19 protein-coding genes and 1 riboswitch are annotated in these 25,223 nt (G+C 73.1%); of the genes, 5 read left to right on the forward strand and 14 right to left on the reverse strand.

Features of this window, described 5'->3' with window-relative positions; genetic code table 11:
- The first annotated feature begins 76 nt into the window (after positions 1–76).
- Together A3IG_RS0127635 and A3IG_RS35805 are read left to right on the forward strand one after the other, a co-directional pair.
- Positions 77–529 carry a phospholipase gene (locus A3IG_RS0127635; protein ID WP_018386831.1) on the forward strand — a complete coding sequence of 151 codons (453 nt, stop codon included), beginning with the start codon at positions 77–79 and terminating at the stop codon, positions 527–529.
- A 357-nt stretch (positions 530–886) separates the two neighbouring features.
- Positions 887–2,668 carry a pentapeptide repeat-containing protein gene (locus A3IG_RS35805; protein ID WP_018386832.1) on the forward strand — a complete coding sequence of 594 codons (1,782 nt, stop codon included), beginning with the start codon at positions 887–889 and terminating at the stop codon, positions 2,666–2,668.
- 74 nt (positions 2,669–2,742) lie between these two features.
- Here A3IG_RS35805 and A3IG_RS0127645 read toward each other — a convergent pair whose 3' ends face one another.
- The 12 genes from A3IG_RS0127645 to A3IG_RS0127705 form a co-directional block, all read right to left on the reverse strand.
- Entirely contained in the window at positions 2,743–3,834 is a 1,092-nt protein-coding gene (locus A3IG_RS0127645; protein ID WP_018386833.1) for a glutamate--cysteine ligase, read from the reverse strand.
- A gap of 677 nt (positions 3,835–4,511) precedes the next feature.
- A complete protein-coding gene (locus A3IG_RS0127650; RefSeq protein WP_026220737.1) occupies positions 4,512–5,648 on the reverse strand; it encodes a transglycosylase family protein in 1,137 nt (378 codons plus the stop codon).
- An 8-nt stretch (positions 5,649–5,656) separates the two neighbouring features.
- Positions 5,657–5,809: riboswitch (cyclic di-AMP (ydaO/yuaA leader) on the reverse strand.
- Between the two features lie 529 nt (positions 5,810–6,338).
- Positions 6,339–7,001 (reverse strand): hypothetical protein, encoded by a 663-nt coding sequence (locus A3IG_RS0127655; protein WP_018386835.1) that lies wholly within the window; start codon positions 6,999–7,001, stop codon positions 6,339–6,341.
- 44 nt (positions 7,002–7,045) lie between these two features.
- The gene (locus tag A3IG_RS0127660) at positions 7,046–9,163 is read right to left on the reverse strand and encodes a xanthine dehydrogenase family protein molybdopterin-binding subunit (RefSeq protein ID WP_051087664.1); all 2,118 of its coding nucleotides are present in this window, start codon (positions 9,161–9,163) and stop codon (positions 7,046–7,048) included.
- Positions 9,160–10,158 carry an FAD binding domain-containing protein gene (locus tag A3IG_RS0127665; RefSeq protein ID WP_026220739.1) on the reverse strand — a complete coding sequence of 333 codons (999 nt, stop codon included), beginning with the start codon at positions 10,156–10,158 and terminating at the stop codon, positions 9,160–9,162. Before A3IG_RS0127665 ends, A3IG_RS0127660 begins: the two co-directional genes overlap by 4 nt.
- Complete coding sequence (locus tag A3IG_RS0127670; RefSeq protein WP_018386838.1) at positions 10,155–10,697, reverse strand: (2Fe-2S)-binding protein; 543 nt, start codon at positions 10,695–10,697, stop codon at positions 10,155–10,157. The genes A3IG_RS0127665 and A3IG_RS0127670 overlap by 4 nt, the downstream gene beginning before the upstream one ends.
- Before the next feature lie 151 nt (positions 10,698–10,848).
- Positions 10,849–11,943 (reverse strand): type III polyketide synthase, encoded by a 1,095-nt coding sequence (locus A3IG_RS0127680; RefSeq protein WP_018386839.1) that lies wholly within the window; start codon positions 11,941–11,943, stop codon positions 10,849–10,851.
- Between the two features lie 279 nt (positions 11,944–12,222).
- Positions 12,223–14,145, reverse strand: a complete 1,923-nt coding sequence (gene glxA / locus A3IG_RS0127685; protein ID WP_018386840.1) for a radical copper oxidase GlxA — start codon at positions 14,143–14,145, stop codon at positions 12,223–12,225.
- Positions 14,114–15,979 carry a glycosyltransferase family 2 protein gene (locus tag A3IG_RS0127690; RefSeq protein WP_018386841.1) on the reverse strand — a complete coding sequence of 622 codons (1,866 nt, stop codon included), beginning with the start codon at positions 15,977–15,979 and terminating at the stop codon, positions 14,114–14,116. The genes glxA and A3IG_RS0127690 overlap by 32 nt, the downstream gene beginning before the upstream one ends.
- A 320-nt stretch (positions 15,980–16,299) precedes the next feature.
- Positions 16,300–16,557, reverse strand: coding sequence for a hypothetical protein (locus A3IG_RS31595; RefSeq protein ID WP_018386842.1), 258 nt, complete (start codon positions 16,555–16,557; stop codon positions 16,300–16,302).
- A 231-nt stretch (positions 16,558–16,788) separates the two neighbouring features.
- Complete coding sequence (locus A3IG_RS0127700; RefSeq protein WP_018386843.1) at positions 16,789–18,033, reverse strand: glycosyltransferase; 1,245 nt, start codon at positions 18,031–18,033, stop codon at positions 16,789–16,791.
- Positions 18,034–18,251: 218 nt separating this feature from the next.
- A complete protein-coding gene (locus tag A3IG_RS0127705; protein WP_018386844.1) occupies positions 18,252–19,514 on the reverse strand; it encodes an aspartate aminotransferase family protein in 1,263 nt (420 codons plus the stop codon).
- A 141-nt stretch (positions 19,515–19,655) separates the two neighbouring features.
- On the opposite strand from A3IG_RS0127705, the gene A3IG_RS0127710 reads away from it, so the two are divergent.
- A complete protein-coding gene (locus tag A3IG_RS0127710; protein ID WP_018386845.1) occupies positions 19,656–21,134 on the forward strand; it encodes an NAD-dependent succinate-semialdehyde dehydrogenase in 1,479 nt (492 codons plus the stop codon).
- 287 nt (positions 21,135–21,421) lie between these two features.
- The gene (locus tag A3IG_RS0127715) at positions 21,422–22,120 is read left to right on the forward strand and encodes a GntR family transcriptional regulator (RefSeq protein WP_026220740.1); all 699 of its coding nucleotides are present in this window, start codon (positions 21,422–21,424) and stop codon (positions 22,118–22,120) included.
- Between the two features lie 29 nt (positions 22,121–22,149).
- Here A3IG_RS0127715 and A3IG_RS0127720 read toward each other — a convergent pair whose 3' ends face one another.
- Entirely contained in the window at positions 22,150–22,926 is a 777-nt protein-coding gene (locus A3IG_RS0127720; protein WP_018386847.1) for a VOC family protein, read from the reverse strand.
- Positions 22,927–23,248: 322 nt separating this feature from the next.
- On the opposite strand from A3IG_RS0127720, the gene A3IG_RS31600 reads away from it, so the two are divergent.
- The gene (locus tag A3IG_RS31600) at positions 23,249–24,019 is read left to right on the forward strand and encodes a hypothetical protein (protein WP_018386848.1); all 771 of its coding nucleotides are present in this window, start codon (positions 23,249–23,251) and stop codon (positions 24,017–24,019) included.
- A 46-nt stretch (positions 24,020–24,065) separates the two neighbouring features.
- Here the strand turns inward: A3IG_RS31600 and A3IG_RS0127730 are convergent, their stop codons facing one another.
- Positions 24,066–25,208, reverse strand: coding sequence for a MalY/PatB family protein (locus A3IG_RS0127730; protein WP_018386849.1), 1,143 nt, complete (start codon positions 25,206–25,208; stop codon positions 24,066–24,068).
- Positions 25,209–25,223 lie beyond the last annotated feature (15 nt).

Below are 25,223 nucleotides of genomic sequence, written 5' to 3' on the forward strand. Positions count from 1 at the left end.
GCCCCCGTCTCCCGGCGAGGGCTGTTCGCCCGTGCGCGCGACCTCAAGAGGGTCGTTCGGAGAACTGGAGGAACGGATGCGTCGGCTCACCACCAGCCTCGCCACCACCGCCGTGGCGGCCCTCGTCGGCGTCGGCCTGGCCAGCACCCCCGCCCAGGCCGTGCCCGCGGACAAGGCACAGGTCCTCGCCAGTTGGACCCAGACCAGCGCCAGCAGCTACAACGCCTGGTACTCGGCGCGGCTGAACCAGTCGGCCTGGTCGGCCTACGCCTTCGACTGGTCCACGGACTACTGCAGCAGCTCGCCGGACAACCCCTGGGGCTTCCCGTTCAAGAACGCCTGTGCGCGTCATGACTTCGGGTACCGCAACTACAAGGCCATGGGGACCTTCTCGGCCAACAAGTCACGTCTGGACTCCGCCTTCTACGAGGACCTGAAGCGGGTCTGCAACAACTACAGCGGCGCGACCAAGACGGCCTGCGACAGCACGGCGTGGACCTACTACCAGGCGGTCAAGCTCCTCGGCTGATCCGGCACGCACGGGCGCGGAACCCGTAGCCGCCCCCGGCACGCAGGGTCGCTACCCACCGTAGTCGCCGGGAATACGCCGTTGTGCGCAGGATGCGACGTAGGTTCTCTCCTCGGTCGCGCCACCGCGCCCGCCGGGGGCGACACTGGTCGTGGGCGCACCACTGCCAGGGGCGGTGACCTGAGCACACGTCACCCATCCCGGTATTACCGAACGCTTGCCTGAAGCGCGCAGCCGCGTCTGCTCCCCCTCACCCGCGGCTGCGCGCATGCGTGCGCGCAGCGTGTTCGGCTCCGGGCTGAGAAAATGTGATGAACGGGCTGCGAGGTGGCACCCGGCGGCGCTACACAACGAGGTGTGACTGATCACCAGCCGCCGAACTGGTCGCACTGCGGCGAGGGCACCACCTCCACCGACCCCGTCGGCTGCCGGGGGATACGCGTCGCCGGCACCGGCCGCTGCCTGGCCCACCTTCCGCCGGACGGGCGGGCCGCCCACCTCGCGGCCCTTGAGCCGGGGGCGGACGTGGACTACCGGGGGGTGACCCTCGGCTCCGGGCTGCTGGGGGAGGTCCTCGGGGCGGTGCAGGACGACACCGGTTGCGCACGGTTCGGCGACGCCAGGTTCGACGGGGCCGTCTTCACCGCCCGCGCCTGGTTCGACCAGGCGGTGTTCACCGGCGACGCGGTGTTCCACCGTGCGGAGTTCCAGTGGGGGGCGACGTTCGAGCGGGTGGCCTTCCGCGGCGCCGCCACCTTCGAGGGCGCCCGTTTCGCCAACACCGCGCGGTTCATGGACGCGGTGTTCTGTGCCGAGGCCGAGTTCCGCGGTGCGCGGTTCACCGACCGCACGGAGTTCACCGGGGCCACGTTCCACGGCGAGGCACGGTTCCAGGACGCGTGCTTCACCGCCGACGCCTGGTTCAACCGGGCCGACTTCCAGCACGGTGCCGCCTTCACCCGGGCGTCGTTCGCCGGTGACGCGGGGTTCGCCGGGGCCAGGTGCCTGGGCCCCTTCCACCTCGACGAGGCGTCCCTGCCCGAGGTCCAACGGCTGGGGCCGCTGACCGGTGTGCTGGACGTCCACCTGGACGGCTCGGAGTTCGGTGCCCCGGTGGTGGCGGAGCTCGCCGCCCAGCGGGTGTCGTTGGCCGGCACCCGGTTCGCCGCGCCGGCCGTGCTCCACGTGCGCTACGCCGAGGTCGATCTGACCGGGGTGGCCATCGAGTCGCTGCTGACCGTCGCGGGCGACGCGGACCCCGAGCCGCGGTTCGGCGAGGTGCTGCTGGCGTTCGGCCGCGACAGCCCGCGCCCCCGCGTGACCTCACTGCGCCGGGTCGACGCCGCCTGTCTGGTACTGGCCGACGTGGACCTCACCACCTGCGTGTTCAGCGGGGTGCACCACCTGGACCAGATCCGCCTCGAAGGCCACTGCGGCTTCGCCCGGCCCCCGCGCCGGCGGTTCCCCTTCGCCTGGGTGGACCGGCAACTGCTCGGCGAGGAGCACCACTGGCGGGCCCTGCCCGTCCACCGGCCCTACGCCAGGGAGGGCTGGACGAGGGGGCCCGGTCGCCCGCACGCCTCGGCCACCGCGGGCCCGGCCACCCTCGCCGTGCTCTACCGCCAGCTCCGCAAGGCCTTCGAGGACGCGAAGGACGAGCCGGGCGCCGCCGACTTCTACTACGGCGAGATGGAGATGCGCCGACACCACGCCGGCAACCCGTGGGGCGAACGCGTCCTGCTGCACCTGTACTGGGCGCTCTCCGGTTACGGGCTGCGTGCCTCCAGGGCCCTGGGGTGGCTGGCGGCCTGCGCGGCGCTGTTCATGACGCTGCTGATGGGCCTCGGCCTCCCCGACTCCAGCCCGACCCAGACGGCGACGGGCCCGATCCGCGACGACCGGGTCAGTCTGGTGATCGACGGCCAGGAACCGGAACTCACCCTGGGCCACCGCCAGCGCTACACCCCGGAGCGGGCCGAGAAGTCGCTGCGGCTGGTGCTCAACTCCGTGGTCTTCCGCTCCAGCGGGCAGAACCTCACGACGGCCGGCACCTACATCGAGATGGCCTGCCGGTTCACCGGGCCAGTGCTGCTCGGCCTGGCCGCGCTCGCGGTCCGCGGGCGGGTGAAACGGAGCTGAGCCGGACCGGCCCCGCCCGACGGGGCGCCCCGGTCCCCGGGCGGTTCCGCCGTGCCGGCACCGGAAGCCGTCGCCTACGCGGCGGTCCTGGCCACCGCCGTGGCCACCACCCCCGCCAGCCCACCGCCACCGCGCAACGCCTCGTGCTGCGCGGCGGCGCCGTTCCCGCGGCGCAGCACGGCATGGACGCGCTCCTGGACCAGGGCCAGGTCACCCGCTGAGATCAGCGCGGCGGCACAGTGCTCGACCAGCGTCCGCAGCACCTGCTCCGCCGGGACGGGGGTGTGCCCCACCGGGTGCAGGAGCTGCCCGTCGAGGCCGGAGCGACCGGCCCGCCAGGAGGCGAGCCGCAGCAGGGGCACGCTCATCGGATCGGGTGGCTCGCCCTGCAACCACTCCCGCGCCGCGGTCTCCACCAGGGCCCTGATCAGCGCGGCGATCAGCACGGTGTCGTCCGCGTCCAGGCACACGTCGGCCACCCTGATCTCCACCGTCGGGTAGTTCGCGGAGAGCCGGGCGTCGAAGTAGACCATGCCCCGGTCCAGCAGCGTTCCGGAGTCCACCATGGCCTGCACCGCGGCGTGGTAGCGCTTGGCCGAGCCGAAGAGCTCGACCGGTCCGGACGACGGCCAGCGGCTCCACACCTGCGACCGGTAACTGGTGTACCCGGTGTCCCGCCCCTGCCAGAACGGGGAGTTCCCACTGAGGGCGATCAGCGGGGCGAGCCAGGGCCGGACCCGGTCCAGCACCGCGACTCCCTCCTCGTCCGACTCGACCCCCACGTGGACGTGGCAGCCGCAGGTGAGCTGCTCCTGGGCGGTGAGCCCGTACTCCTCACAGATCCGGCGGTAGCGGGCCATGGGGCTCACCGAGGGGTCCACCGGCAGCGGCGAGGTGGCCAGCGCCGCCACCTCGACATCGGCCTGCCTGGCCCGTTCGGACGCCTCCCGGCGCCAGCGACGCACCTCGTCGGACAGCTCGTCCATGGTCAGGCACGGACGGGTACCGGTCTCGAGCTGCTCGCGTTGGAGCTCCGCCACCAGGGGGTCGTTGTCCCCGGGGGACCTGAGCACCGCACCGGCGACCGCCCGTGGATGGCCCGTGGCGGGGTCCACGAGGAGCAGTTCTTCCTCGACTCCGACGCTTCGGACGGTGGTGGTGTCCACACCGTTGGACTTGCCGCTAACCCCCGCCCGAAAACTCGTGTGGTGCCCTCGTCTCCGTTGGGCCTGGTCACCAGGCGTCCCCGGTCGGGGGTGGGAGTCGGCTCCGGCCCCGCCGGCGACAGCCGTGCGTCACGGGCGGTGGACACAGCGCTTGTGTTCGCTCTCGCCTCCGGCCGCTTGGGGTGCCCCTGCCTGCGTTCCTCAGCCTGCTCCCTCGTTCCTCAGCCTGCTCCCTCGTTCTTCGGTCGCCGGGCTTCGTCTCTTGGCAGGGGCGCGGCCTGTGTGCGCGGGAAGGTCGCTCGTCCGGGTGACAGGAGGCGTCGATCACGGGTGGGTTGCGATCCGACAGCGATCCGGAGCGCCGTTCCGCGGGGCCCCGGTACGGCGCGTCCCTCGTGCGTGGCGCGGGGACCGGCAGGAACGCACGCCCTGGAGTCCCGCTTGAGTGAACCGAGGAATCCCATCGGTTGATGAATTTGTTCCCTGCGGATGCTGCGGAACGGGCACCGGGTACGGTACAAAGGAACCAGGCCCGTCCGGTGTGCATCCCCCGTCGCACCGGCCGGGCCCTTTCCCTTTCCCGGGACGGTCCGGCCGCGCGCCGCGCGAACGGCGCGGCGGCCCCGCGGACGATGTCCGCGAGGCCGCCGTGGACCGCTGGCGCCGGTGCTACGGGGTCAGATGGCGACGCCGTGCGCCCGCAGGTAGGCCACCGGGTTGATGTCGGAGCCGTACGAGGGGCCGGTACGGACCTCGAAGTGCAGGTGCGGTCCGGTGACGTTGCCGGTCGCACCGGACAGGCCGACCTGCTGGCCGGCGGACACCGTCTGCCCGGAGGACACGCTCAGCGACGACAGGTGGGCGTACTGGCTGTAGCGGCCGTCGGCGTGGCGGACGACCACCTCGTTGCCGTACGCGCCGCCCCAGCCCGCGCTGACCACGGTGCCGGAGGTGATGGCCTTCACCGGGGTGCCGGTCGCGGCGGAGAAGTCCGCGCCGGTGTGGTGGCCGCTGGACCACATGGAGCCGGCCACGCCGTAGGCGGTGCCCAGCGGGGCGCTGATCGGGGCGACGTAGCCGGAGGACTGCGGCTGGGCGGCCGGCTTGGCGGCCGGCTGCTGCGGGGCCGCAGAACGGGACGCGGTCTCCTCGGCCTGGCCCGGGATGGAGAGCTTCTGGCCGGGGAAGATCAGGTTGGGGTCGTCGCCGACGACCTGGCGGTTGGCCGAGTACAGGGCGTTCCAGCCGCCGTCCACGGACTGGTCCTGGGCGATCACGGACAGGGTGTCGCCGACGACCACGGTGTAGCTGGCGCCCCGGTCGGCGCGGTCCTGGGAGCGCTCGGCCCGCGGCTGCGGGGCCTCGGCCTGGGGAGCCTCCTGCTTCTGCTCGGTCGGCTGCGCGGCGGCGGGGGCCTTGGTGGGCTCGGCGCTTCCGCGGGTCAGGCCGGCCTTGATGGAACACACGGGCCAGGCGCCGGGGCCCTGGCTCGCCAGCACCTTCTCGGCGATGGCGATCTGCTGCTCCTTGGTCGCCAGGTCGGCACGGGAGGCGTACTGGGCGCCGCCGAACTCGTTCCAGGTGCTCTGGGTGAACTGGAGGCCGCCGTAGAAGCCGTTGCCGGTGTTGATGCTCCAGTCGCCGCTGCTCTCACACTGGGCGACCCGGTCCCAGGTCTCGGTGGAGGCGGCGTTGGCGGTGGTGGCCATGATCAGGGGCAGGGCGATGCCGACACCGCCCGCGGTGAGGGCAAGGGTCACTCGGGACGAGTTGAAGATGCTCCTGCGAGCGTGACGAGGACGTCCTGCGGACATAGGTGTGCTGTTCCTCTCCCACGCCTGCGAGGTGAGCTGTCGGGTTCGGGCTGGAGTTGCCCGGCCGCGTATGCGCGGCTTCACCCCAAGCCGTGTCACTGCTGCGCAGTGGTACGGCGCTTACCTGGGTCCCCCGCTCCTGCCCTTGGTGGTTGTCGTTTCCCGGCGGGCCAGGGACAGGACTCGGCGTTCTGACCGGCGGGGTCCAGCCGCTGTCGGGACGGCGGGACGGGCTAAAAGAAAGCACACAAGTTCCGGCTCGGACAAGCATCGGAATTTCCCTAGATCAATTGACTTGCACCCACCGTGAAGCCGGATGACTCTGTGTGGAGGACTTCTGGCGTGAAATCCGTTTCGAGGCGAGTGAGCCCATTGATGCACCTGGAGATTTGTCCGAATAGATCAGTCATAGCGAAGAATGCGGCGTGAGTTGTGTCACGGAACCGCCGGCATCCCTCCGGCGTCCGGAGATCATTTGTTGTTGCCGCTCTCGGAATTCCCGCTGTTCCACCAGGTATTTGACGGGATGCCAAGGGAGTCGGCCGGCGTGAAATCCGAGGGGAGATGGAATGCCGACGTGACTTCGGACACAACTCCTTCTCCGGGAAATGACCTCACGCGCTCGCCGGAGCCCGCGGCGCGGCGAGGAGTCGGGGCCGCCGCCCGTGTGACGGCCCCGGGGCGCGGCGCTCAGCGGCGACCGCGGGACGGGCTCCGCCGGCGGGGGCTGACCAGGAGGAAGGCGGCACCGGAACGGTCCGTGTGGCGGGTGGGTTGCCAGCCGCGGGCGGACAGCGCCGCGGCACAGTCGTTGAGACGGTCCCCGGGGCCGGACCAGGACACCCGGACCGCGTCCGGCTGCGGGGACGCGGCCACCCGGTAGCCCCCGCCCCGGGCCGACGGGGCGGGGGGCAGGCCCGCGGCCTCGAGGGCGAGTGCCGCGGCGTGCACCGGACGGGACCGTTCCCACTCGGCCGGGCAGTCGGTGCCGCCCTGGAGCAGGCCACGGATCTGGAGCAGCGCCGCCCAGGCGGCGGCGACCTCCCGCTGCCGGCCGGGACCGGTGGGGACGCCGCCCTCCTGGCCCGTCGCCGCGGCGAAACCGGACGGGTCGGCGGCCACCGCGGGTGTCCCGGCTCCCGGCTCCTCCACCGGAGCCAGCAGCCGGCTCCGCAGCGCTCGTCCCGCCTCGGTGAGGTAGTGCGCCGGGCTGCGCGCGTGCCGGTACGCCAGCCCCCTGGTACGGAGGGCTGCGCAGGTCACGGCCGCGGCCGACAGACGGCCGGTATCCGGGTCCGCCGCGAGGACGGCGCGTCGCTGGGCATCGCTGAGCCCGCTCGATGGGTGCGGCATGGCCCTCATCCTGCCGCGGGTGCGCCGCGGCGGGGGCCCGAGCGTCAGATCCGCCCCTGAGCGATCATGGCCTCGAGCAGCGCGTCCGGTTGCGCGGGGAGGTCCCGGACCCGGACGCCGGTGGCATGGTGGATCGCGTTGGTCACCGCCGCCGCGGTGCCGACGATGCCCAGTTCGCCGATCCCCTTGGAGCCCATCGGATTGAGCCGGGAATCCTCCTCGGCGAGCCAGTGCACGTCGATCTCCCGCACGTCGGCGCAGCTCGCCACGTGGTAGGAGGCCAGGTCCCGCTCGGGGTGGTCCCCGAACGCCAGGTCCAGCGTGCTCGTCTCGGTCAGCGCCATGGACAGGCCCATGATCATGCCGCCGAGGAGCTGGGACCTGGCGGTGCGGGGGTTGAGGATGCGGCCGGCGGCGAACACGCCGAGCAGCCTGCGCACCCGGGCCTCGCCGGTGTCCACGTCCACGGCCACCTCGGCGAACTGCGCCCCGAACGAACGGCGGGTGTACTGGTCGTCGGTCGCCAGGTCCTCGGTGGTGTCCACGGTCACCGTCAGGCCCCCTGCGGGCACCGCGCCCTGGTGCTCGTCGATCCGCCGGCTCAGCTCCCCGCAGGCCTTGTGCACGGCCCAGCCCCAGGAGGCGGTGCCGCACGAACCGCCGGCCAGGGGGGCCCGGGGCAGGTCGGTGCGCCCGATGTCGATCTCCAGCTCGTCCACCCCGATGCCCAGGGTGCTCGCGGCGATCTGGGCGAGCACGGTCCTGGCCCCGGTGCCGATGTCGGTGGCGTTGATCTCGACCAGGAAACCGCCGCCCGGGTTGGCGTGCGCCCGGGCCGAGGAGGGGATGACCTCCGCGGGGTAGGTGCTCGCGGCGACCCCGCTGCCGATCAGCAACCGGCCCTGCCGCCGCATCGCCGGGGCCGGGTCGCGGTCCGCCCAGCCGAAGCGGTCGGCGCCCGCGCGGAGGCACTCCACCAGGTGGCGGCTGCTGAAGGGTCTGCCGGTGTGCGGGTCCACGTCCGGCTCGTTGCGCGCCCGCAGCTCGATCGGGTCCATGGCGCAGGCCACGGCCAGCTCGTCCATCGCCGACTCCACCGCGAACATCCCCGAGCACTCCCCGGGGGCGCGCATCCACGACGGGCTGGGAACGTCGAGCGGCGCCACCCGCTCCCGGGTCAGCCGGTGCGGGGCCGCGTAGAGGGAACGGGTGGGCTGGGTGGCCCTCTCCCGCCAGTCGGGACTCAGCGGGGAGGTGTAGGTGTCCACCTCGTGGGCGATGGCGCGGACCCTGCCCTCGGTGTCGGCTCCTAGCCTGACCCGCTGCAGGGTGCTCGCGCGGTAGCCGGTCAACGCGGGCAGCAGCCCCCTGGGCAGGGCGAGTTTGACCGGCCGGTTGACCGCCATGGCCGCCATCGCGGCCAGCACCACGTGCGGTCGCGGCGTGCCCTTGGCGCCGAAGCCGCCGCCGACGTGCTCGGAAACCACGCTGACCTGGTCGGGCTCGAGTTCGAACAGGGCGGCCAGGGCGTCCCGCACCGCGTTGCTGCCCTGGCTGGAGTCGAACACGACGAGCCGGCCGCCGAGCCACTGCGCGGTGGCGGCGTGCGGCTCCATGGGGTGGTTGTGCAGCGGGGGGATGCTGTAGACGGCGTCGATCCGCACCTGCGCGCCGTGGAAGGCGGCGGGGAAGTCCCCCTGGGCGCTTTCCGCCCCCTCGGGCGTGACCAGCCTGGGGTGTTCGGGGGTCAGCTCCAGGTCGGGCGGCACGGGGGCGCACTCGATCCGCACCGCCGCGGCCATCGCCCGGGCGGCGGGCAGGGTCTCGGCGACGGCGAGCGCCACCACCTGGCCCCGGTGGGCGATCCGGGGTGACTGCAGCACGGCCAGGGTGCGGTCGTCCGCGTCGCCGAGGCGGGGGGCGTCGTCGTGGGCGAGCACGGACAGGGCGCCGGGCTCGGCCATGGCCGCGGCGCGGTGCACCGCGGTGACCGTCCCCTTGGCGACGGGCGCCGGCACCGGCCACGCGTGGGCGCAGCCCGCCGGGGTGTGATCGGCGGCGTACCTGGCCGAACCGGTCACCTTGGCCCGGCCGTCCAGCCGGGGGACCGGTTCGCCCAGCGGGGGACCCCAGGGAACGGCGCCGAACGTGGTGCCGGTCATCGTGGGCCCCCGGCCCGACCGGCGAGGTCGCACAGCACCCGGACGGCCAGGTGCCGGGTGAGCGGCACCTTGAACGCGTTGTCCCGCAGGGGTTCGGCGACGGAGAGTTCGGCCTCCACCGCCCGGGTGAACGCCTCGGGGGTGGCCGGCGCCCCGCGCAGCCGTTCCTCGGCGGCGCGGGCCCGCCAGGGCTTGGGCGCCACCCCGCCGAGCGCCAGCCGCACCCGGTGCACCAGCCCGTCCCGCACCTCGAGGGCCGCGCCCACCGAGGACAGGGCGAACGCGAACGAGGCCCGGTCGCGGGCCTTGCGGTAGGCGGAGTTCACCGCCTCGGGGGCCGCAGGGAGCCGCACATGGGTGATCAGGTCACCGTGTTCCAGCACGGTGTCCCGTTCCGGCCGGTCGCCGGGGAGCCGGTGCAACTCGGTCAGCGGGATCTCCCGCGGGCCCGTCCCTCCCTCCACCAGCACCTGGGCGTCCAGGGCGGCCAGGGCCACGGCGAGGTCGGAGGGGTGGGTCGCCACGCAGTGCGGGGAGGCGCCGAGGATCGCGAGGTTGCGGTGGACCCCCTCGATCGCGGGGCAGCCGGTGCCGGGGGCGCGCTTGTTGCACGGCTTGCCGGCGTCCTGGAAGTACAGGCAGCGGGTGCGTTGGAGTAGGTTGCCGCCGACGGTGGCCACGTTGCGCAACTGGTCCGAGGCCCCGGCGAGGAGCGCCTGGGACACCACCGGGTAGCGGGTGCGGACCAGCGGGTCGGCGGCCAGGTCGCTGTTGCGCACGGCGGCGCCGATCCGCACCCCGCCGCCGGGCAGTTCCTCGATGTCGTGGTGCGGCAGCCCGCTGACGTCCACCAGCAGGTCGGGGGTCTCCACTCCCAGCTTCATCAGGTCCACCAGATTGGTGCCCCCACCCAGATAACGGGCCCCAGGTGTGGCGTTGACCGCGGACACCGCCGCCTCGACCCCCTCGGGGCGCTGGTAGCGCAGCGTCCTCATGGCGTCCGCTCCCACCACTCCGCGGCCCGCTCGGCGGCGTCCCCCACCGCCCGCACGATGTTCGGGTAGGCGGCGCAGCGACACAGGTTCCCACTCATCCGTTCCCGGATCTCCGCGGCACCCGAGGGTGGTTCCGTGCCCACGGTGACCGCGCTGGGCCGGCCCTCGGCCATCTCCCGCAGCGCGCCCACGGCCGAACAGACCTGCCCCGGGGTGCAGTAACCGCACTGGAAGGCGTCCCGTGCCAGGAACGCCTCCTGCACCGGGTGCAGCGACCAGCCGTCGGACAGCCCCTCCACGGTGGTGATCTCCGACCCGTCGCAGGCCACGGTGAGCAGCAGGCAGCAGTTCACCCGCCGGCCGTCCACCAGCACGGTGCAGGAGCCGCACTGGCCGTGGTCGCAGCCCTTCTTGGCGCCGGTCAGGTCCAGGTCCTCGCGCAGCGTGTCGAGCAGGGTGCTGCGGTTGTCCAGGGTCAGCCGATGGACGGTGCCGTTCACCCGGAGGGTGACCGCCGACGTGAGGAGCCGAGAGTCCATCGTTCGCCCCCTTCCGTTCCGGGCTCGTTTGCGGATAACCGGCGGTCAGCCGGTTGAAACGTGGCCCTGCGCCGAATGCCCCGCCCGAGGGACCGGCCTCCGGACGCCCACGCGCCCGGAGGCCCGGACGGCGCTACGTGTCGGACAGCCGCTAGCGGCAGGAGCGGTGGACTCGTTCCGCGGCCGGCTCCGGCCGCTGGTCGTGGGCCCAGGTCCCCAGGGACATCTCCGCGGTGATCCCGGGCCCGAACCCGGCGATCATGCCGCGGTCACCGGGCCGCAGACCCCCCTCGGCGCAGCAGCGGGCCAGGGCGTCGAGGACGACGGCGCTGGCGATGTTCCCGTACTCGGTGAGCGTGGCCCGGCTGTGCCGGAACATCTCGGGTGACACCCCCAGGAAGCGGCTGAGGTCGTCCAGGATTCGCGGTCCTCCGGCGTGGATGACGTAGAAGTCCAGTGTGGAGGCGTCCCAGTGGAGTCGCCCGGCCAGCTCGGCCAGGACCGGGGCCAACGGCTCCATGGTCCGCGGGACGCGCTTGTCCAGCAGGAAGTGGAAGCCGGTGTCGCGGACCGCGTAGGAGATCCAGTCCACGGTGTCAGGGATCAGGTACGAGCCGTTGTGCTCCAGGCTGACCCCGGTCCCGCCGTGGCCGCGGACCACCGCCGCGGCCACGGCGTCACCGAACAGTCCGTTGGACAGGAGCGAGCCGACGCCCAGGTCGGTCGGCTGGTAGCACAGGGAGCAGAACTCGCAGGCGACGATCAGCGCGTTGGCCCGCGGGTAGGCCGTGCAGAAGTCGTGGGCCCGGTTGATGGCCGCTCCTCCCGCGGCGCAGCCGAGCTGGGCGATGGGGATCTGGCGGGTGTCGCTGCGGAAGCCCATGGTGTTGATCAACCAGGCGGTCAGCGACGGCATCGTGAAGCCGGTGCAGGAGACGTAGACGATCAGGTCGATGTCGGTGGGCTCCAGCTCCGCGTTGGCCAACGCGGAGCGGGTCACCTCGGGGACCCTGGCTCTGGCCTCGCGCTGGTAGACCTCGTTGCGTGCGGTGAACCCGGGGTGGCGCAACGTCTGTGCGATGGGTCGGATGAGGTGGCGCTTGCGCACCCCGGTGTTGCCGATCAGCCGGAGGACCAACTCGAGCTGGGGATGGTCCGGGTGCAGGCGTCGGGCGAGGTCCAGGGTCTCCTCCATCGTGATGGTGTGTTCCGGCACGGCGATGGCGGGACGGCAAAGGACGGCCATGGGACGCTCCCTGGAGAACGGTGGAGCCGCCCCCGCCGGACGACCGGCAGGGGCGGCACCGCGGGGCACTCGGACTGCGATTCCGCGGTGCGGTTTCCTCCGATTTTCTCCTCACTGGCCAGAAAAACCCTATATAACCACTAAAGGTGACATCTGCTGACCTTTACCGCGGAACGGGAGACACGGGAGTGCCGAGCGGCGGCACCGGGTGGCCCCTGGACCGGGGGATGGTGACACGGGTGGTGCTCGAGGGCGACGGGCGGCGACGGAGGAGGAGCGTCAGGTGACCTGGATCCAGGCGGCCTCGGAGGGTGTCCCGGCCCTGTCCACGGCGAACAGCATGTACCAGCCGCGGGGCACCAGGGAGGGGTCCGCGGGGACGGTCACCCGGGCCCCCTTCCTGGTCCGCACGAAGTCCAGTTCGACGGAGCGCTGCTCCACGTCGGTGGTGTGGGTCACCGCGGAGGGCCGCACCAGGCGGAACCGGTCCAGGCCGCGGGTCCCGGTGACGCCGAACTCCGCGGAGCCGCCACGCCGTACCCGCTCCGGGCCCCCGGAGATCACCGGGCGGCGGTCACGGTGGAGGTAGGGCGGGGAGTACACCTCGATGCGCTGCTCGAAGGTTCCCGGCTCACTGTTCCGACTGTCGCCGAACAGGGGGTCGGAGCCGAACGTGGCGACCCGTCCGTCGGGCAGCAGGAGAGCCGCGGAGTGGTGGTTCCGCCCCACGGTGGGGTCGGCCGCGGGAACGAAGGTGTTGGTCCTGGGGTCGTAGAACTGCGCCTTGTGCAGGTCGGAGCCGTTCCGGCCGCGGTACCGCACCGAGCCGCCGGTGGTCAGTACCCGGTCGTCCGGCAGGATCACCGACGACAGGTAGCGCACCCCGGGCAGCGGCAGGTCGGGCCCGTCGACGAACCGGGGGTGGCGGGCCCGCAGGTCCGCCACCGCGGTCCGGGCGGTGGCCCGGTCGGACTCCCCGACGCCACCGCCGCCGAGCAGCATCACCTTCTGGTCCTGAGCGGGGGGCAGCAGGACCGAGGCGGAGGTCTCGGTGAGCCGGGGAGCGGCCAGGCCCGGCACCGGCGTGAAGCGGTTGTGCCTTAGGTCCCAGACCCCGGGGGTGCGCCCCTCGGTGGTCGATCCGTAACCGGAGTTGGCGCCGGAGTAGAACAGTTTCCCGCCCCGGATGAGGAAGAGGGCCGGATAAGTGGGGAAGCTCCGGTCGGGAGCCGCCGACCACCGGCGGGTGGCGGGGTCGTAGGTCTCGTTGTGGCCGGCGACGAGCTGGCCCGCGTCGTTGAGCCCCGAGGTGGCGAGCACCCGGCCGTCGCGCAGCGGCACCAGGGTGGGGTTCCAGCGGGCCTCGGACATCGGGCGCACCGGCACGTACCGCTCGGCCACCGGGTCGAACTCGTAGGCCGACCTGAGGCCCTGGTACTCCTGCTTGGCCATGGTGATCCGCCCGCCGAGCCCCTCGACGCTCCCGTCGGCCCCGCCCCCGGGGCCGACGACGCGGTACCTGGCGGGCGCGCCGACGGCCTGGCCCCGGCCCGCGCGCACCGCCTCCACGAAGGTGCGTCCCTCGCCGGGGGACACCGCCGTCCGGCCCCGGCGGTGCTGCTCGGTCGCGGCGGGCACGGTGAAGGCGCGCACCGAGCGGTAGCGGCGTCCGTCCCCGCCGACGAAGACGGTGCCCCTGCGGAACGTGCGGGCCCGGTCCGGATCGTCGTTCCGCACCAGCATGGGGCCGGCGGCGCGCCGGACGTCCCCGCCGGGGACCTCGTAGCGGGCGGTGCCGCCGGCCACCAGCAGCCTCCCGTTGGGGAGTTGGGCGTGGCCGGAACCGAAAAGGTCCTGGGGGGTGGGGACGAACCTGAACGAGTCGTTCGACGGGTCCCACAACAGCGTGGTGAACCCGCCCGCGTCGAACTGTTCCCTGCGGCTGCCGGAGCCGGCGATGAGCAGCACCTTCCCGGTGTGCAGCAGCGCGGCGTGGACGGTGTTGGACCGGTACCTCTCCGGCACCTCGACCACGTCCCAGTGGCCCTTGGCCGCTCGGTAGTCGGGCTGGTCGATCCGGTACTCGTGGTACCTGTAGGTGAGGAAGTCGGCGGCCGCGGGGGCGTTCAGGGTGGCCACCGCGGCCAGGGCGGTGGCACCGAGCGCGGTCTTACGGAACCTTGGGCTGCGGCGGTACTTCAAGGATGCGTTCTCCCTGGCGGATCAGTGACGGGGCGGCGGGGGACCGGTCGCCGCGGCGCCGGTCGGCGAGCAGCGAGCCCCACCACAGGAACAGCGGGACGAGGGTGATCACCAGGGCGAGTCCGGCCCAGGTGAGCATGGCGGCGTGGGTGTGGTCGAGGACGAACGCGGCGGTGATCGCGGAGCTGAACACCACGGTCCAGAACAGGTGGATCCGGAACGTGGACAGTCGGTCCGGGCTGGCCGAGTCCCCCTTGGGGGTGACCACGAAGCGGCTGGGGCGGCGGAGCAGGGCGGCGCTCAACGACTTGGCGTAGATCGGCGCGGACAGGGCGGACATCACCATGCCGGCCGCTCCCGTGGAGCCCTGGGGTTCGTGCGGGCTGACGTTGTACCTGCGGTTCCACATGTACAGCCCGATCTGGAGGGCCGCCGCGTCGCCGTAGAGCATCATCCAGATCTCCGAGGGGATGTGCACCCCGGAAGCGCCCAGACCCAGGAACAGCACGCAGGACAGGCCGCCGAGCAGCCAGTTCAGGGCGGACATCGGGTAGTAGACGACCAGCAGCGAGTAGTTGAGCAGCTTGCCGGGCGGCAGGGTGAGGGCCGCGCGCCAGAACTGCCACAGCAACGTCTCGAAGGTGCCCCGGCTCCACCGCAGTTGCTGGGTGAAGAAGTCGGTCCAGGCCGAGGGGCCCTCCCCGACGGCGAGGACGTCCGGGGTGTAGACGGAGCGCCAGTGGCGGCCGGTGGCCGGGTTGCGGTGGCGGTGGATCTCGATGCCCGTGGCCATGTCCTCGGTGATGGAGTCGTAGAGGCCACCCACGTCCTTCAGGGCGCGCACCCGCACGCAGTTGTTGGTGCCGACGAACATCGCGCCGCCGTAGGCGTTGCCGGCCCGCTGGATCAGCCCGTGGAACAGGAACTGCTGGCTCTCCGCGCCCTTGGTGACGGCCCGGTCGTAGTTCCCGTACACCTGTGGCCCGACCACGAAGGCCACGTCCGGGTCGCGGAAGTAACCCAGCATCCGCTCCAGGTACTCCGGCAGTGGAACGTGGTCGGTGTCCACACAGGCGATGAACTCGTAGTCGTCACCGTGCGCGTCCAGCCAGGAGTTGTAGTTGCCGTGCTTGGTCCGCGCGCGGAACCGGCCCGCGGGCTGGTTCCACTTGGCCACCCCCTTGCGGGTGAAGTGGTGCACCCCGAGCCTGGCGCAGAGCTTCTTGGCCTCCGGGTCGTCACCCTCGTCCAACAGCCAGACGTCCAACGGGCCGCGGTGCCGGATCCTGACCGCTCCCTCGAGGGTGGCCCGGAGCATCTCGATGGGCTCCTTCCCGGGCACGAACGAGGTGAGGAAGGCCACTCTGGTGCCGGTCTTGGGGACCACGGGAACGGGGTCGCGGGCCATCAGGGTGGCGTGCGCGTTGGAGATCACATTGATGAGACGAAACGTTTCGATCAGACCGATCGACACGAGCATCACGTAGTCGCAGCAGACCATCCAGGTCGGGGCGTACTCCCGGTGCACCCAGTGTCCGGGCAACATCAACCACACCAGCAGGAGCAGGGAGAACACCGGCGCCGCGACCAACAGCACCACCGCGCGGACGCCGTGCCGCCGACGGGACAGCAGCCGCCGGTGACGGACCCGGTAAGGAACGTCCGGATCGGGTTCGGTCAGCGGACCGGCGAGCCTGGCGTAACGCTCGTAGTCGTAGGCCGGCCCCGAGGTGGACGCGGGTGCCGGCTCCTGGCGGTGCTTGCCCGCCAGGCGAACAAGGCCTCCTCGGTCCTCCTCCGCCTGGTGCTTGACGCTGTTCGGTGAGGTTGCCACAGGGCCTCCGCAGCCAACGGAAACGTACAGTCAGTCGAGCTCTCGGCGACCCATCTGAAGGAGAATGAGAAGGTCACGTAGCGTGAAATGTCGCATTTGCCCGATTGGTAGGTAAAACTAGCAGAGCGGGCAATTGAACTGACGGTCCAACTGCCGGCGTGGCGTGCCGCCGAACTCCGGCACCGGACCGGCCCGACGGGCGGCACGGGTGCTCGGGTCCGGCGCGAAGTGGGTGCCCGCCCGCGGTCACTGCCGGGTCGCGGGTGCCGCCGCGACGACCGGGCCCCGGTCCTGGGGACCGGGGGCCACCGCACGGGGGTTCAGCGGTGCAGTGCCGGGCCCTGGCCGAACAGTGCGGCGGCTCCGGAGCCGTGCGCGCCCCCGACGTTTCCGAGAACCGGTCCCAGCAGGGCGGAGCCGTCGGCCGCGAACCGTGCGGAGCGGCCGGGGAACAGACCAGGGGTGGAGCCGGCTACCGCGGCGTCGGCGTCGGTGGCCGCCAGGGTTGGCGCGGCCGCACCGGCGAGGACGAGGCCGGTCGTGGTGGTCACGAAGGCGGCCTTGGCAAAGCGCGACATGGTGTCGGATCCTCTCGGAACGGTGGTCGGGCCCCAGGGCCCCCCTCCGACCCGTCAGCGGGTGGAGGCACTGACCAACGCGTCCGACGCCGGAGGGTTTCGGAGACCACGGCTGGACGGGTGAATCCCCCTGCGGTGGCCGTCCTCAGGCAGGCCCCAGTGCGCCGCTGCACCGGGACGGCCCTGGTCAGGCCGGGTCGGCCAACGGGGAACCGCCCGCCGGGCCGCGGTTCAGCGGGCCAGCGACGCGACCGCCCGGGCCACCTCGCCGGCCCCGTCCTCCCCGGCCAGGAGGGTCGCCACGGCGCGGGCACGGCGCTGGTGCGCGGGGTCGTTGACCGCCCGGGAGACCAGGGACACCAGCCGGGGCGCGGAGAAGCGCGGGTACGGCAGGACGTCGGGCCCCACCCCGAGCCGCACCAACCGCGACGCCCACCAGGGCTGGTCGGCCAGGACGGGAACGGGGACCACCGGGACCCCGGCCCGCAGACCGGCCCCGGTGGTCCCCGCCCCGGCGTGGTGCACCAGCGCCGCCATCTGCGGGAACAGCCAGTGGTGCGGGACGTCCCCCACGGTCAGCACGTCGTCGTTGACCACCCGAAGGCCCGCACGCCCCTGCTGCACCACCCCGCGCATCCCGGCCCGGCGCAGCGCGGTGGCGGCGGTCCGGCTCACCTCCTCGGGATCGCGGGGGAGCACGCTGCCGAAGCCGACGAACACCGGGGCGGGGCCGGCCTGGAGGAAGTCGACGAGCAGGGGGTCCGGCCGCCACCGGGGGCACTCGTGCGGCCACCAGTACCCGGCCACCCGAAGGCCCGGGTGCCAGTCCGGTGGACGGGGCACGACGCTCGGGCTGTAGCCGTGCCACACCGGCCACCGGGTGCGGCTGCGGGTGCGGCGCAGCGCGCGGGTGCCGCGGCGGGGCAGTCCGAGCAGGGCGTGCAGCCGGCGGTTGGCCGCGGCGTACAGGCCGTCCCACACGGTGTTCACCACGCGGCCGGCGAGGCGGTTCGCGGGTCCGCAGGGACCCCGGTGCAGTGCGTACGGCGGGAACGCGGCCGTGGGCTCCTCGGGACGGAGGAACACCCCCATGCTGGGGATGCCGTGGTACTCCGCCACCACCGCCCCGATCGGTGCCGTGAGCGCGGAGAGCAGCAGCAGTTCCGTCTTGTCGTGCACCGCGGTGACGATCCCGTCCACCAGGGCGACCGCCGCCCGCTGGGTGGCCCGGGCCAGTGCGTAGGCAGCACCGGGGGAGCGCGGGGCGCGGCGGGCCCGGAGGTGGGTCCGCAACCACCGGTCGAACGGGTCCGCGGACAGGCCGCGGATGCCCATGCCGCAGCAGGTGACCGCGTCGCCGAACCCGGCGTGCGTGACGACCTCCACCTCGTGGCCCTCGGCGCGCAGGCGGTGCCCGAGCCCGGTGTACGGGGCGACGGAGCCGAACGTGCCCGCGGTGATGATCTGGATGTGCATGCCGGGCCTCCACTGGTCTCGACCCGGTCCGGCCGCCCCGGGGAGCACCCGACGCGTCGAGTCGGTGGGACGCGCCGCTCCCGCCGGTTCGGGCGCCCGGCCGGGCCCTGGTCAACGCCGGGGCACCGAGATGGTTGCGCCAGCGGCGCGCCGCGGACCCTAACGGGTGGAGGCCGTCCCCCGGTCCGCCCTGGCGCGGACCGGGGGAAGCGGGAGCGCTACAGCGCGGCGTCGAGCGCCGCCGACCACACCCCGAGTGCCTCGTCCACCTGCTCGGCGGTGACCACGAGCGGCGGGATCATGCGCACCACGTTGCCCATGGGACCGCAGGTGAGCAGCAGCAGCCCGCGGGAGACCGCCTCCTGCTGCACCCGTCCGGCCGCGGCCTGGTCCGGGCGGCCGTCCGCGTCGACGAACTCCGAGGCCACCATCAGGCCGAGCCCCCGGACGTCACCGATCTCCAGGCGGCCGGCCGCGGCCTCGCGGAGCCCGGCGATCAGCCTCGCCCCCTGCTCCGCGGCGTTGTCCACCAGTTTCTCCTCGCGGATCACGTCCAGGGTGGCGATCGCCGCCGCACAGGCCACCGCGTTGCCCCCGTAGGTGCCGCCCTGGGAACCCGGCCACGCCTTCTCCATCACCGACCGGGGCGCGGCGATGGCCGACAGGGGGAAGCCGCTGGCCAGCCCCTTGGCGCTGATGAGGATGTCGGGGAGCACCCGGTCGTCGCCGGTGAAGTGCTGGTGGCCCCAGAACCGCCCGGTTCGGCCCACGCCGGTCTGCACCTCGTCCACGATGAGCAGCGCCCCGTGCCGGTCGGCGCGTTCCCTGAGGCCCGCGAGGAAACGTTCGTTGGCGGGCACGTAACCGCCCTCGCCGAGCACCGGTTCGATCAGGAAGGCGGCGGTGTCGGCCGGCGCGCAGGCCGTGGCGAGCAGGTGGTCCAGCTCCCGCAGGGCGAAGTCGGTGGCGGTCTGCTCGTCCCAGCCGTAGTGGAAGGCGGCGGGGAACGGGGCGATGGACACCCCCGGCATCAGCGGCCCGAGCCCGGCGCGGAACTTCACCGACGAGGTGGTCAGCGCGGCGGCCCCCATGGTGCGTCCGTGGAACGACCCCTGGAAGACCACGATGTTCTGCCGGCCCGTGGCGTGCCGGGCCAGCCGGACCGCGGCCTCGACGGCCTCGCTGCCGGAGTTGGAGTAGAAGAGGGAGTCCAGCCCGTGCGGCAGCACCTCCCCGAGCCGTTCGGTGAGGGTCAGCAGCGGTCGGTGCAGCACCGTCGTGTACTGACCGTGGATCAGCGAGCCCGCCTGCTCCTGGGCGGCCCGCACGACCGCCGGGTGGCAGTGGCCGGTACTCGTCACGCCGATCCCCGCGGTGAAGTCCAGATACCTGCGCCCCTCCTCGTCGTACAGGTGGACGCCTTCTCCGCGCGCGGCCAGCACCGGGGTGGCCTGCTTGAGCATGGGGGAGAGCTCGGGCATGCCCGCTCCAACTTCGTAGGATTGTCAACAACCTTCCGTCATGGAAGCATGGCTGCCGGCCAATGTCCATGAAAGGGGCCGTTCGACGCGCCCCGTACCCGCCGGCAGCGACCGGCGGGACGAGAGGGAGGCTGGGCGAACGTGGAGAGCGTGACCGGCGACACGCGCGAGAAGCTGGTGGTCGAACGGGTCCCCAAGGGGTTGTTCATCGGCGGACGGTGGCGCGGCGCCGCCGACGGCGCCACCTTCGAGGTCGAGGACCCCTCGGTGGCCACGCCGCTGTGCTCGGTCCCGGACGGCGGGCCCCTCGACGCCCTGGACGCGCTCGAGGCGGCGGTGGCCGCCCAGGAGGCGTGGGCGGCGACCGCCCCCCGGGAGCGCGGTGAGATCCTGCGCCGCGCCTTCCACCTGCTGCTCGAGCGGCAGGAGGACCTGGCGCTGCTGATGACGCTGGAGATGGGCAAGCCACTCGCCGAGTCCCGGGGGGAGGTCGCCTACGCCGCCGAGTTCTTCCGTTGGTTCGCCGAGGAGGCGGTGCGGATCAGCGGGGAGTGGCACGCCCCGCCGGACGGCAACGGACGCATCCTGATCATGCGGCAGCCGGTCGGGCCCACCGTCCTGGTGACGCCGTGGAACTTCCCCATGGCGATGGGCACGAGGAAGATCGGTCCCGCGGTCGCCGCCGGCTGCACCATGGTCGTCAAGCCCGCGCCCCAGACGCCGCTGAGCATGCTGGCCCTCGGGGAGGTCATGGCGGAGGCCGGGCTCCCCGACGGGGTGCTGAACATCGTCACCACCACCCGGGCCGGCGAGGTCGTCGAACCTCTCCTGCGCGACGGCCGCGTCCGCAAGCTGTCGTTCACCGGCTCCACCGCCGTGGGCCGTAAACTCATCGAGCAGAGCGCGGAACAGGTGCTGCGCACCTCGATGGAGCTCGGCGGGAACGCCCCGTTCATCGTCTGCCGCGACGCCGACCTGGACCGGGCCGTCGAGGGCGCCCTCCAGGCCAAGATGCGCAACATCGGTGAGGCCTGCACCGCGGCCAACCGCCTCTACGCCCACCGTTCGGTCGCCGCGGAGTTCACCGAGCGGCTCGCCGCCCGGCTCGGTGGGATGAGGGTCGGTCGGGGCACAGAACCGGGCGTGCAGGTCGGTCCGCTCATCGACGCCGCGGCCCGGGACAAGGTGGGCCGGCTGGTGGACCAGGCGCTGGCGGCCGGCGCCCAGCCGGTGCTCGAGGGCGGTCCGGTGGCCGGGAAGGCCGGGTACTACTACGCGCCCACCGTGCTCGCCGAGGTGCCGGCGGACGCCGAGGTGTGCCGGGAGGAGATCTTCGGCCCGGTCGCCCCCGTCATCACCTTCGACACCGACGAGGAGGTGCTCGCCCTCGCCAACGACACCGTGCACGGCCTGGTGAGTTACGTGTTCACCGAGAACCTGCGCCGGGCGGTGTGGTTCGCCGAACGCCTGGAGTCGGGCATGGTCGGCCTCAACAAGGGGATCGTCTCCACCCCTGCGGCCCCCTTCGGCGGCGTCAAGCAGTCCGGGCTCGGCCGTGAGGGTGGCAGGGTCGGCATCGATGAGTACCTGGAGACCAAGTACGTCGCCCTGGACATGTGACGCGCAGCGGCCGCGGATCTGCAGACTGTCAACAATCCACCGATCCGTCCGTATACTTCGAGACCGGTAGCCGTCAGCGGCCCGGAGGCAGGCGCCGCGCACCGGCAGCGCCCCTCCGTCGGCTTCCACACATCCGGGACACCCGGTGCAGGCGGGCCGAGGCGACATCCGCGGCCGGCCGGGAACCCCGTCCGTGCGCCGTGCACCGCGGCCCCCTCGTGTACCGGCGGGGCCGCGGCGGGACCGACGCACGCCAGGGCACGTCCGAAAAGGGAGCGACCGCAGGCATGGCGGCTACACAGGGGCTCGGGCCGGTCAAACGGGAACCGGCAGCGGTGGTCATCGCCAACCGGCTCACCGAGGCCGTCATGGACGGCACCCTCGAGCCCGGGCGGCAGTTGGCCGAGGCCGAGCTCGCGGGACAGCTCGGAGTGAGCCGGGGACCGCTGCGCGAGGCGATGCAGCGCCTGGTCCAACAGGGCATCCTGCGCAGCGAACCGCACCGCGGCGTCTTCGTCGCCTCACTCACCGACGACGACGTCCGGGACATCTACCTCTCCCGCACCGCGATCGAGGTCGCCGCCTGTCGCCTGGTGATCGGGAACGACCCGGGGCGCACCGCTGACCGGCTCACGGGACCCCTCCGCGCCATGGCCGCGGCGGCCGAGCGCGGGGACCGGGCCGCCCTGGCGGCAGCCGACATGGAACTCCACAAGACCCTGGTCGCCGAGTCCGGCAGCCCCCGGTTGCGGCGGATGGCCGAGACGCTGTTCGTCGAGACCCGGATGTGCCTCTCCGCGCTCACCGTGGGGTACAGCGCGCCCATCGACCTCGTCGACGAGCACGCCGCCATCATCGACGCGCTGCGCAACGGCGACGAGCGGACGCTCGTCGGCCTGCTCGAGGAACACATGGGCGACGCCGTCCGCCGGCTGACGCCCGGCCGGCCCGCCCCGCAGCTCCCGGCGGACGCCCGGCCGGTGTGACCAGCGGGTACCGGTGCCCGTCGGCCGCCCTACTCGCCGGTGGTGATGCTGAACCGCCCGCCCTGGGGGTCCCGCAACGACGCCACCCGCCCGTACGGGGTGTCGTGCGGCTCCTCCTCGACCTCGCCGCCCAGTTCCCGGACCTCGGCGGCCACGAGGTCCGCGTCGTCCACCGAGAAGTACACGTGCCAGCGGGGCCGCACCCGCGGGTCGGGGGCGGCCTCCACCGCGCCGCCGAACAGCCCGGCCGTCCGACGCCCGTCGATCAGCAGGAACACCCGGTCGTTCTCGTAGCGGATCTCGAACCGTTGGGGGTCCGCCCGGTCCCAGGCGAACACCCCGCCGTAGAACAGCGCGGCGGCGAAGGCGTCCCGGGTGCGCAGCTCGAGGCGGGCCGGGGTGCCGCGGCCACCGCCCAGGCGCCACCCGCGGTCCACACCCTGCCAGATCCCGAACGCCGCCCCGGAGGGATCGGCGGCCCAGGCCACCCGGCCGCTCTGGGGGATGTCCATCGGCCCCACCGCCACCGTGCCGCCCCGTTCCCGGATGCGTTCGGCGGCGATGTCGGCGTTGTCGACGCCGAAGTACGGGGTCCAGGAGAGGGTGAAACTGCTGTCCTGGAACAGACTGCCCACCGGAGTGCCGCCGAGTCGGGCGATCACCGAGGTGCGGAGGCCGTCGGTGACGTAGTCCCAGCCCAGCAGGGCGGAGTAGAAGTCCCGCACCGGGTCCAGGTCCCGTGCGAGGAGGCCGACCCAGCACGGGGCACCGTGGACGGCGCGACCTGTCTCCGACAATCCGATCACCCCATCAGGTCCCATCGGCCCGTGTGCGGTCCACTCACCCCACCACACCATCACCCTGGGCCCGCCGCGTCACTCCGGCACCGCGACACGCCCAACGCGGGCACGGGTGCCCGAAGGGGGTCGGTCCCCGCCCGGCGGTACGGTTCACCGCCCGTACCCGCGGGGCACCGCCCGGGGCGGCGGTCCCGGGGAGGTCCCGCCCCGTGGGCGTCCGGGCCGATGAACGTTCGTCCCTATGAGTGTCCGTCGTACGAATACGGTGAACAGGTGGCATGGGCGGGGCCGGCGTGACCTCGTCATCGAGGTGGGGGTTGGGCCGGGCGTGGAGTCACGGCAGATCTGGGAGCGGAACTCGTTGCTGGCGGAAGCTTTCTGCCTCGCCGACGAACGGGTCGAGGAAGCGAAGGCGGCCCTGGAGGAGGCGCAGTCCGAACGCACCCGGATGCTGGCGGCCCTGAGCGTCACCGTGGGCAACGACGGTGCTGTCGCCCAGCTCCTCGGACTCGCCGAGCGCAGCGTACGGCTCTCCCGACGCCGGGTCGGGCGGGGTGCCGCGCGCAAGGCGGCCGAGACGGTGCTGAACGCCGCGTCGGAGTACGGGGAGGAGCAGCACGGCGAGACCGCGTCGCCGCCGTGGGGACGCGAGACCACGCCACCGGCGTCCACGGGCAGCGAGCCGTGCCAGGAGCCGAGCACCTCGCCGGCCATCGCCGAGTCCTGGCCAGCGGCGATGGACTCGCTGCTGCTGCAGGGGTGGACCGCGGGCGTGGACCAGCAGGCGCTCGCCAGACAACTCGGCATCGACCTGGGCACCCTGGTCAGCCGCATCCAGCAGTTGACCACGGGCGAGCGGGCCAGGAGGTCCCCGACCATCCCGGGTGCGCGACAGCCGATGGACTCCGTTCCGCTGGGGCGCCACCGACGCCCGGTGGAGACCAGGACCGCCTTCACCGGGGCCTTCGCACACCCGGCGGGGATGCCCGACGCGGAGTACCCGATGCCGGAGACCCAACGTCTCGGCGACCTCGGCGCGGACTGGAACGGCTCGCAGCGGACCGGGGCCAGGGTCCGCCTCGACGAGGTGACGGCCTGATCGGCGGGCCCGGCCCCGAGGTACCGGGGGGAGCGGGGCCGAACCGTCAGACCGCCGCGGCCATCCGGCGCACGGCCTCGGTGAGCACCTCGGGCGAGGTGGCCAGGTTCAGCCGGACGTGGCCGGCACCGCCGGCGCCGAAGTCGGGCCCGGGAACCAGGGCGACCCGGGCCCGCTCCAGGAACACCGCCGCCGGGTCGTCCCCCAGCCCCAGGGCGCGGCAGTCCAGCCAGGCCAGGTACGTCCCCTCGGGCTGGCGGTAGCCGACTTCGGGCAGGTGCCGGGCCAGCAGCTCGTCGAGGAGCCGCCGGTTCTCCTCGAGGCCGGCCAGCACCGCCCGGAGCCAGGCGCCGCCGTGCCGCAGCGCCGCGGAGTGGCCGATGACCCCCAGGTGGCTGGCGCCGTGCAGCGCCCCTGCCGGAATCCGGGCCAGGTCGGCCGCGGCGGCGTCGCCGGCCACGGCGAGCCCGGCCTTGACCCCGGCGAGGTTCCACGCCTTGGACGCCGACAGCAGGCCGAACCCGCTCTCCGTGCCGGGCACGGACAGGTACGGCACGTGGGTGGCGCCGGGGAGCACCAGCGGCGCGTGGATCTCGTCGGCCACCACCCGGACCCCGTGGGCGCTGGCCAGTTCGGCGACGGTGCGCAGCTCCTCGGCGGTGTGCACCGTGCCGGTGGGGTTGTGCGGGCTGCACAGCAGGTAGGCGGCGGTCCGCCCGTCAGCCACGGCCCCGGCGAACGCCTCTTCGAGCACGGTGAAGTCCAGTCGGTGCCCGGCGCCGAGCGGCGCCCGGACGATCCGGCGGTCCATGTGCTCGACGAACTGGTAGAACGGCGGGTAGACGGGCGGGTTCACCACTACCGCGTCCCCGGGGCGGGTGACCAGCGCGAGCACTTCGGCCACGCCGCGCATCACGTCCGGCACCAGCGCGGTCCGCGCCGGGTCCACCCGCCAGCCCCAGTGCTCGGTGGCGAACGCGTCCAGCGCCCCGGCGTACTCCGAGCCCGTCGCATAGCCGGTGTCCCCGCGGGCCACCGCCGCGGTGAGCGCCTCGACCACCGGCTCGGCCAGGGGGACGTCCATCTCCGCCACCCACAGCGGGAGCACGTCGTCCGGGAAGGTGCGCCACTTCACGCTCGTGCGCTGTGACAACTCGTCCAGGGAGAGCTGACGGAAGGGATTGTTCACCCCAGAACCCTAGGA

Origin of the sequence: Wenjunlia vitaminophila DSM 41686, from assembly GCF_000380165.1 — a bacterium.
In the GTDB taxonomy this organism is placed as follows: domain Bacteria; phylum Actinomycetota; class Actinomycetes; order Streptomycetales; family Streptomycetaceae; genus Wenjunlia; species Wenjunlia vitaminophila.

Coding starts and splice junctions, on each gene's coding strand:
- A3IG_RS0127635 (WP_018386831.1), top strand. CDS start 77: ATGCGTCGGCTCACCACCAGCCTCGCCACCACCGCCGTGGCGGCCCTC.
- A3IG_RS0127650 (WP_026220737.1), bottom strand. CDS start 5,648: ATGTCCGCAGGACGTCCTCGTCACGCTCGCAGGAGCATCTTCAACTCG.
- A3IG_RS0127655 (WP_018386835.1), bottom strand. CDS start 7,001: ATGCCGCACCCATCGAGCGGGCTCAGCGATGCCCAGCGACGCGCCGTC.
- A3IG_RS0127660 (WP_051087664.1), bottom strand. CDS start 9,163: ATGACCGGCACCACGTTCGGCGCCGTTCCCTGGGGTCCCCCGCTGGGC.
- A3IG_RS0127665 (WP_026220739.1), bottom strand. CDS start 10,158: ATGAGGACGCTGCGCTACCAGCGCCCCGAGGGGGTCGAGGCGGCGGTG.
- A3IG_RS0127670 (WP_018386838.1), bottom strand. CDS start 10,697: ATGGACTCTCGGCTCCTCACGTCGGCGGTCACCCTCCGGGTGAACGGC.
- A3IG_RS0127680 (WP_018386839.1), bottom strand. CDS start 11,943: ATGGCCGTCCTTTGCCGTCCCGCCATCGCCGTGCCGGAACACACCATC.
- A3IG_RS31595 (WP_018386842.1), bottom strand. CDS start 16,557: ATGTCGCGCTTTGCCAAGGCCGCCTTCGTGACCACCACGACCGGCCTC.
- A3IG_RS0127700 (WP_018386843.1), bottom strand. CDS start 18,033: ATGCACATCCAGATCATCACCGCGGGCACGTTCGGCTCCGTCGCCCCG.
- A3IG_RS0127705 (WP_018386844.1), bottom strand. CDS start 19,514: ATGCCCGAGCTCTCCCCCATGCTCAAGCAGGCCACCCCGGTGCTGGCC.
- A3IG_RS0127715 (WP_026220740.1), top strand. CDS start 21,422: ATGGCGGCTACACAGGGGCTCGGGCCGGTCAAACGGGAACCGGCAGCG.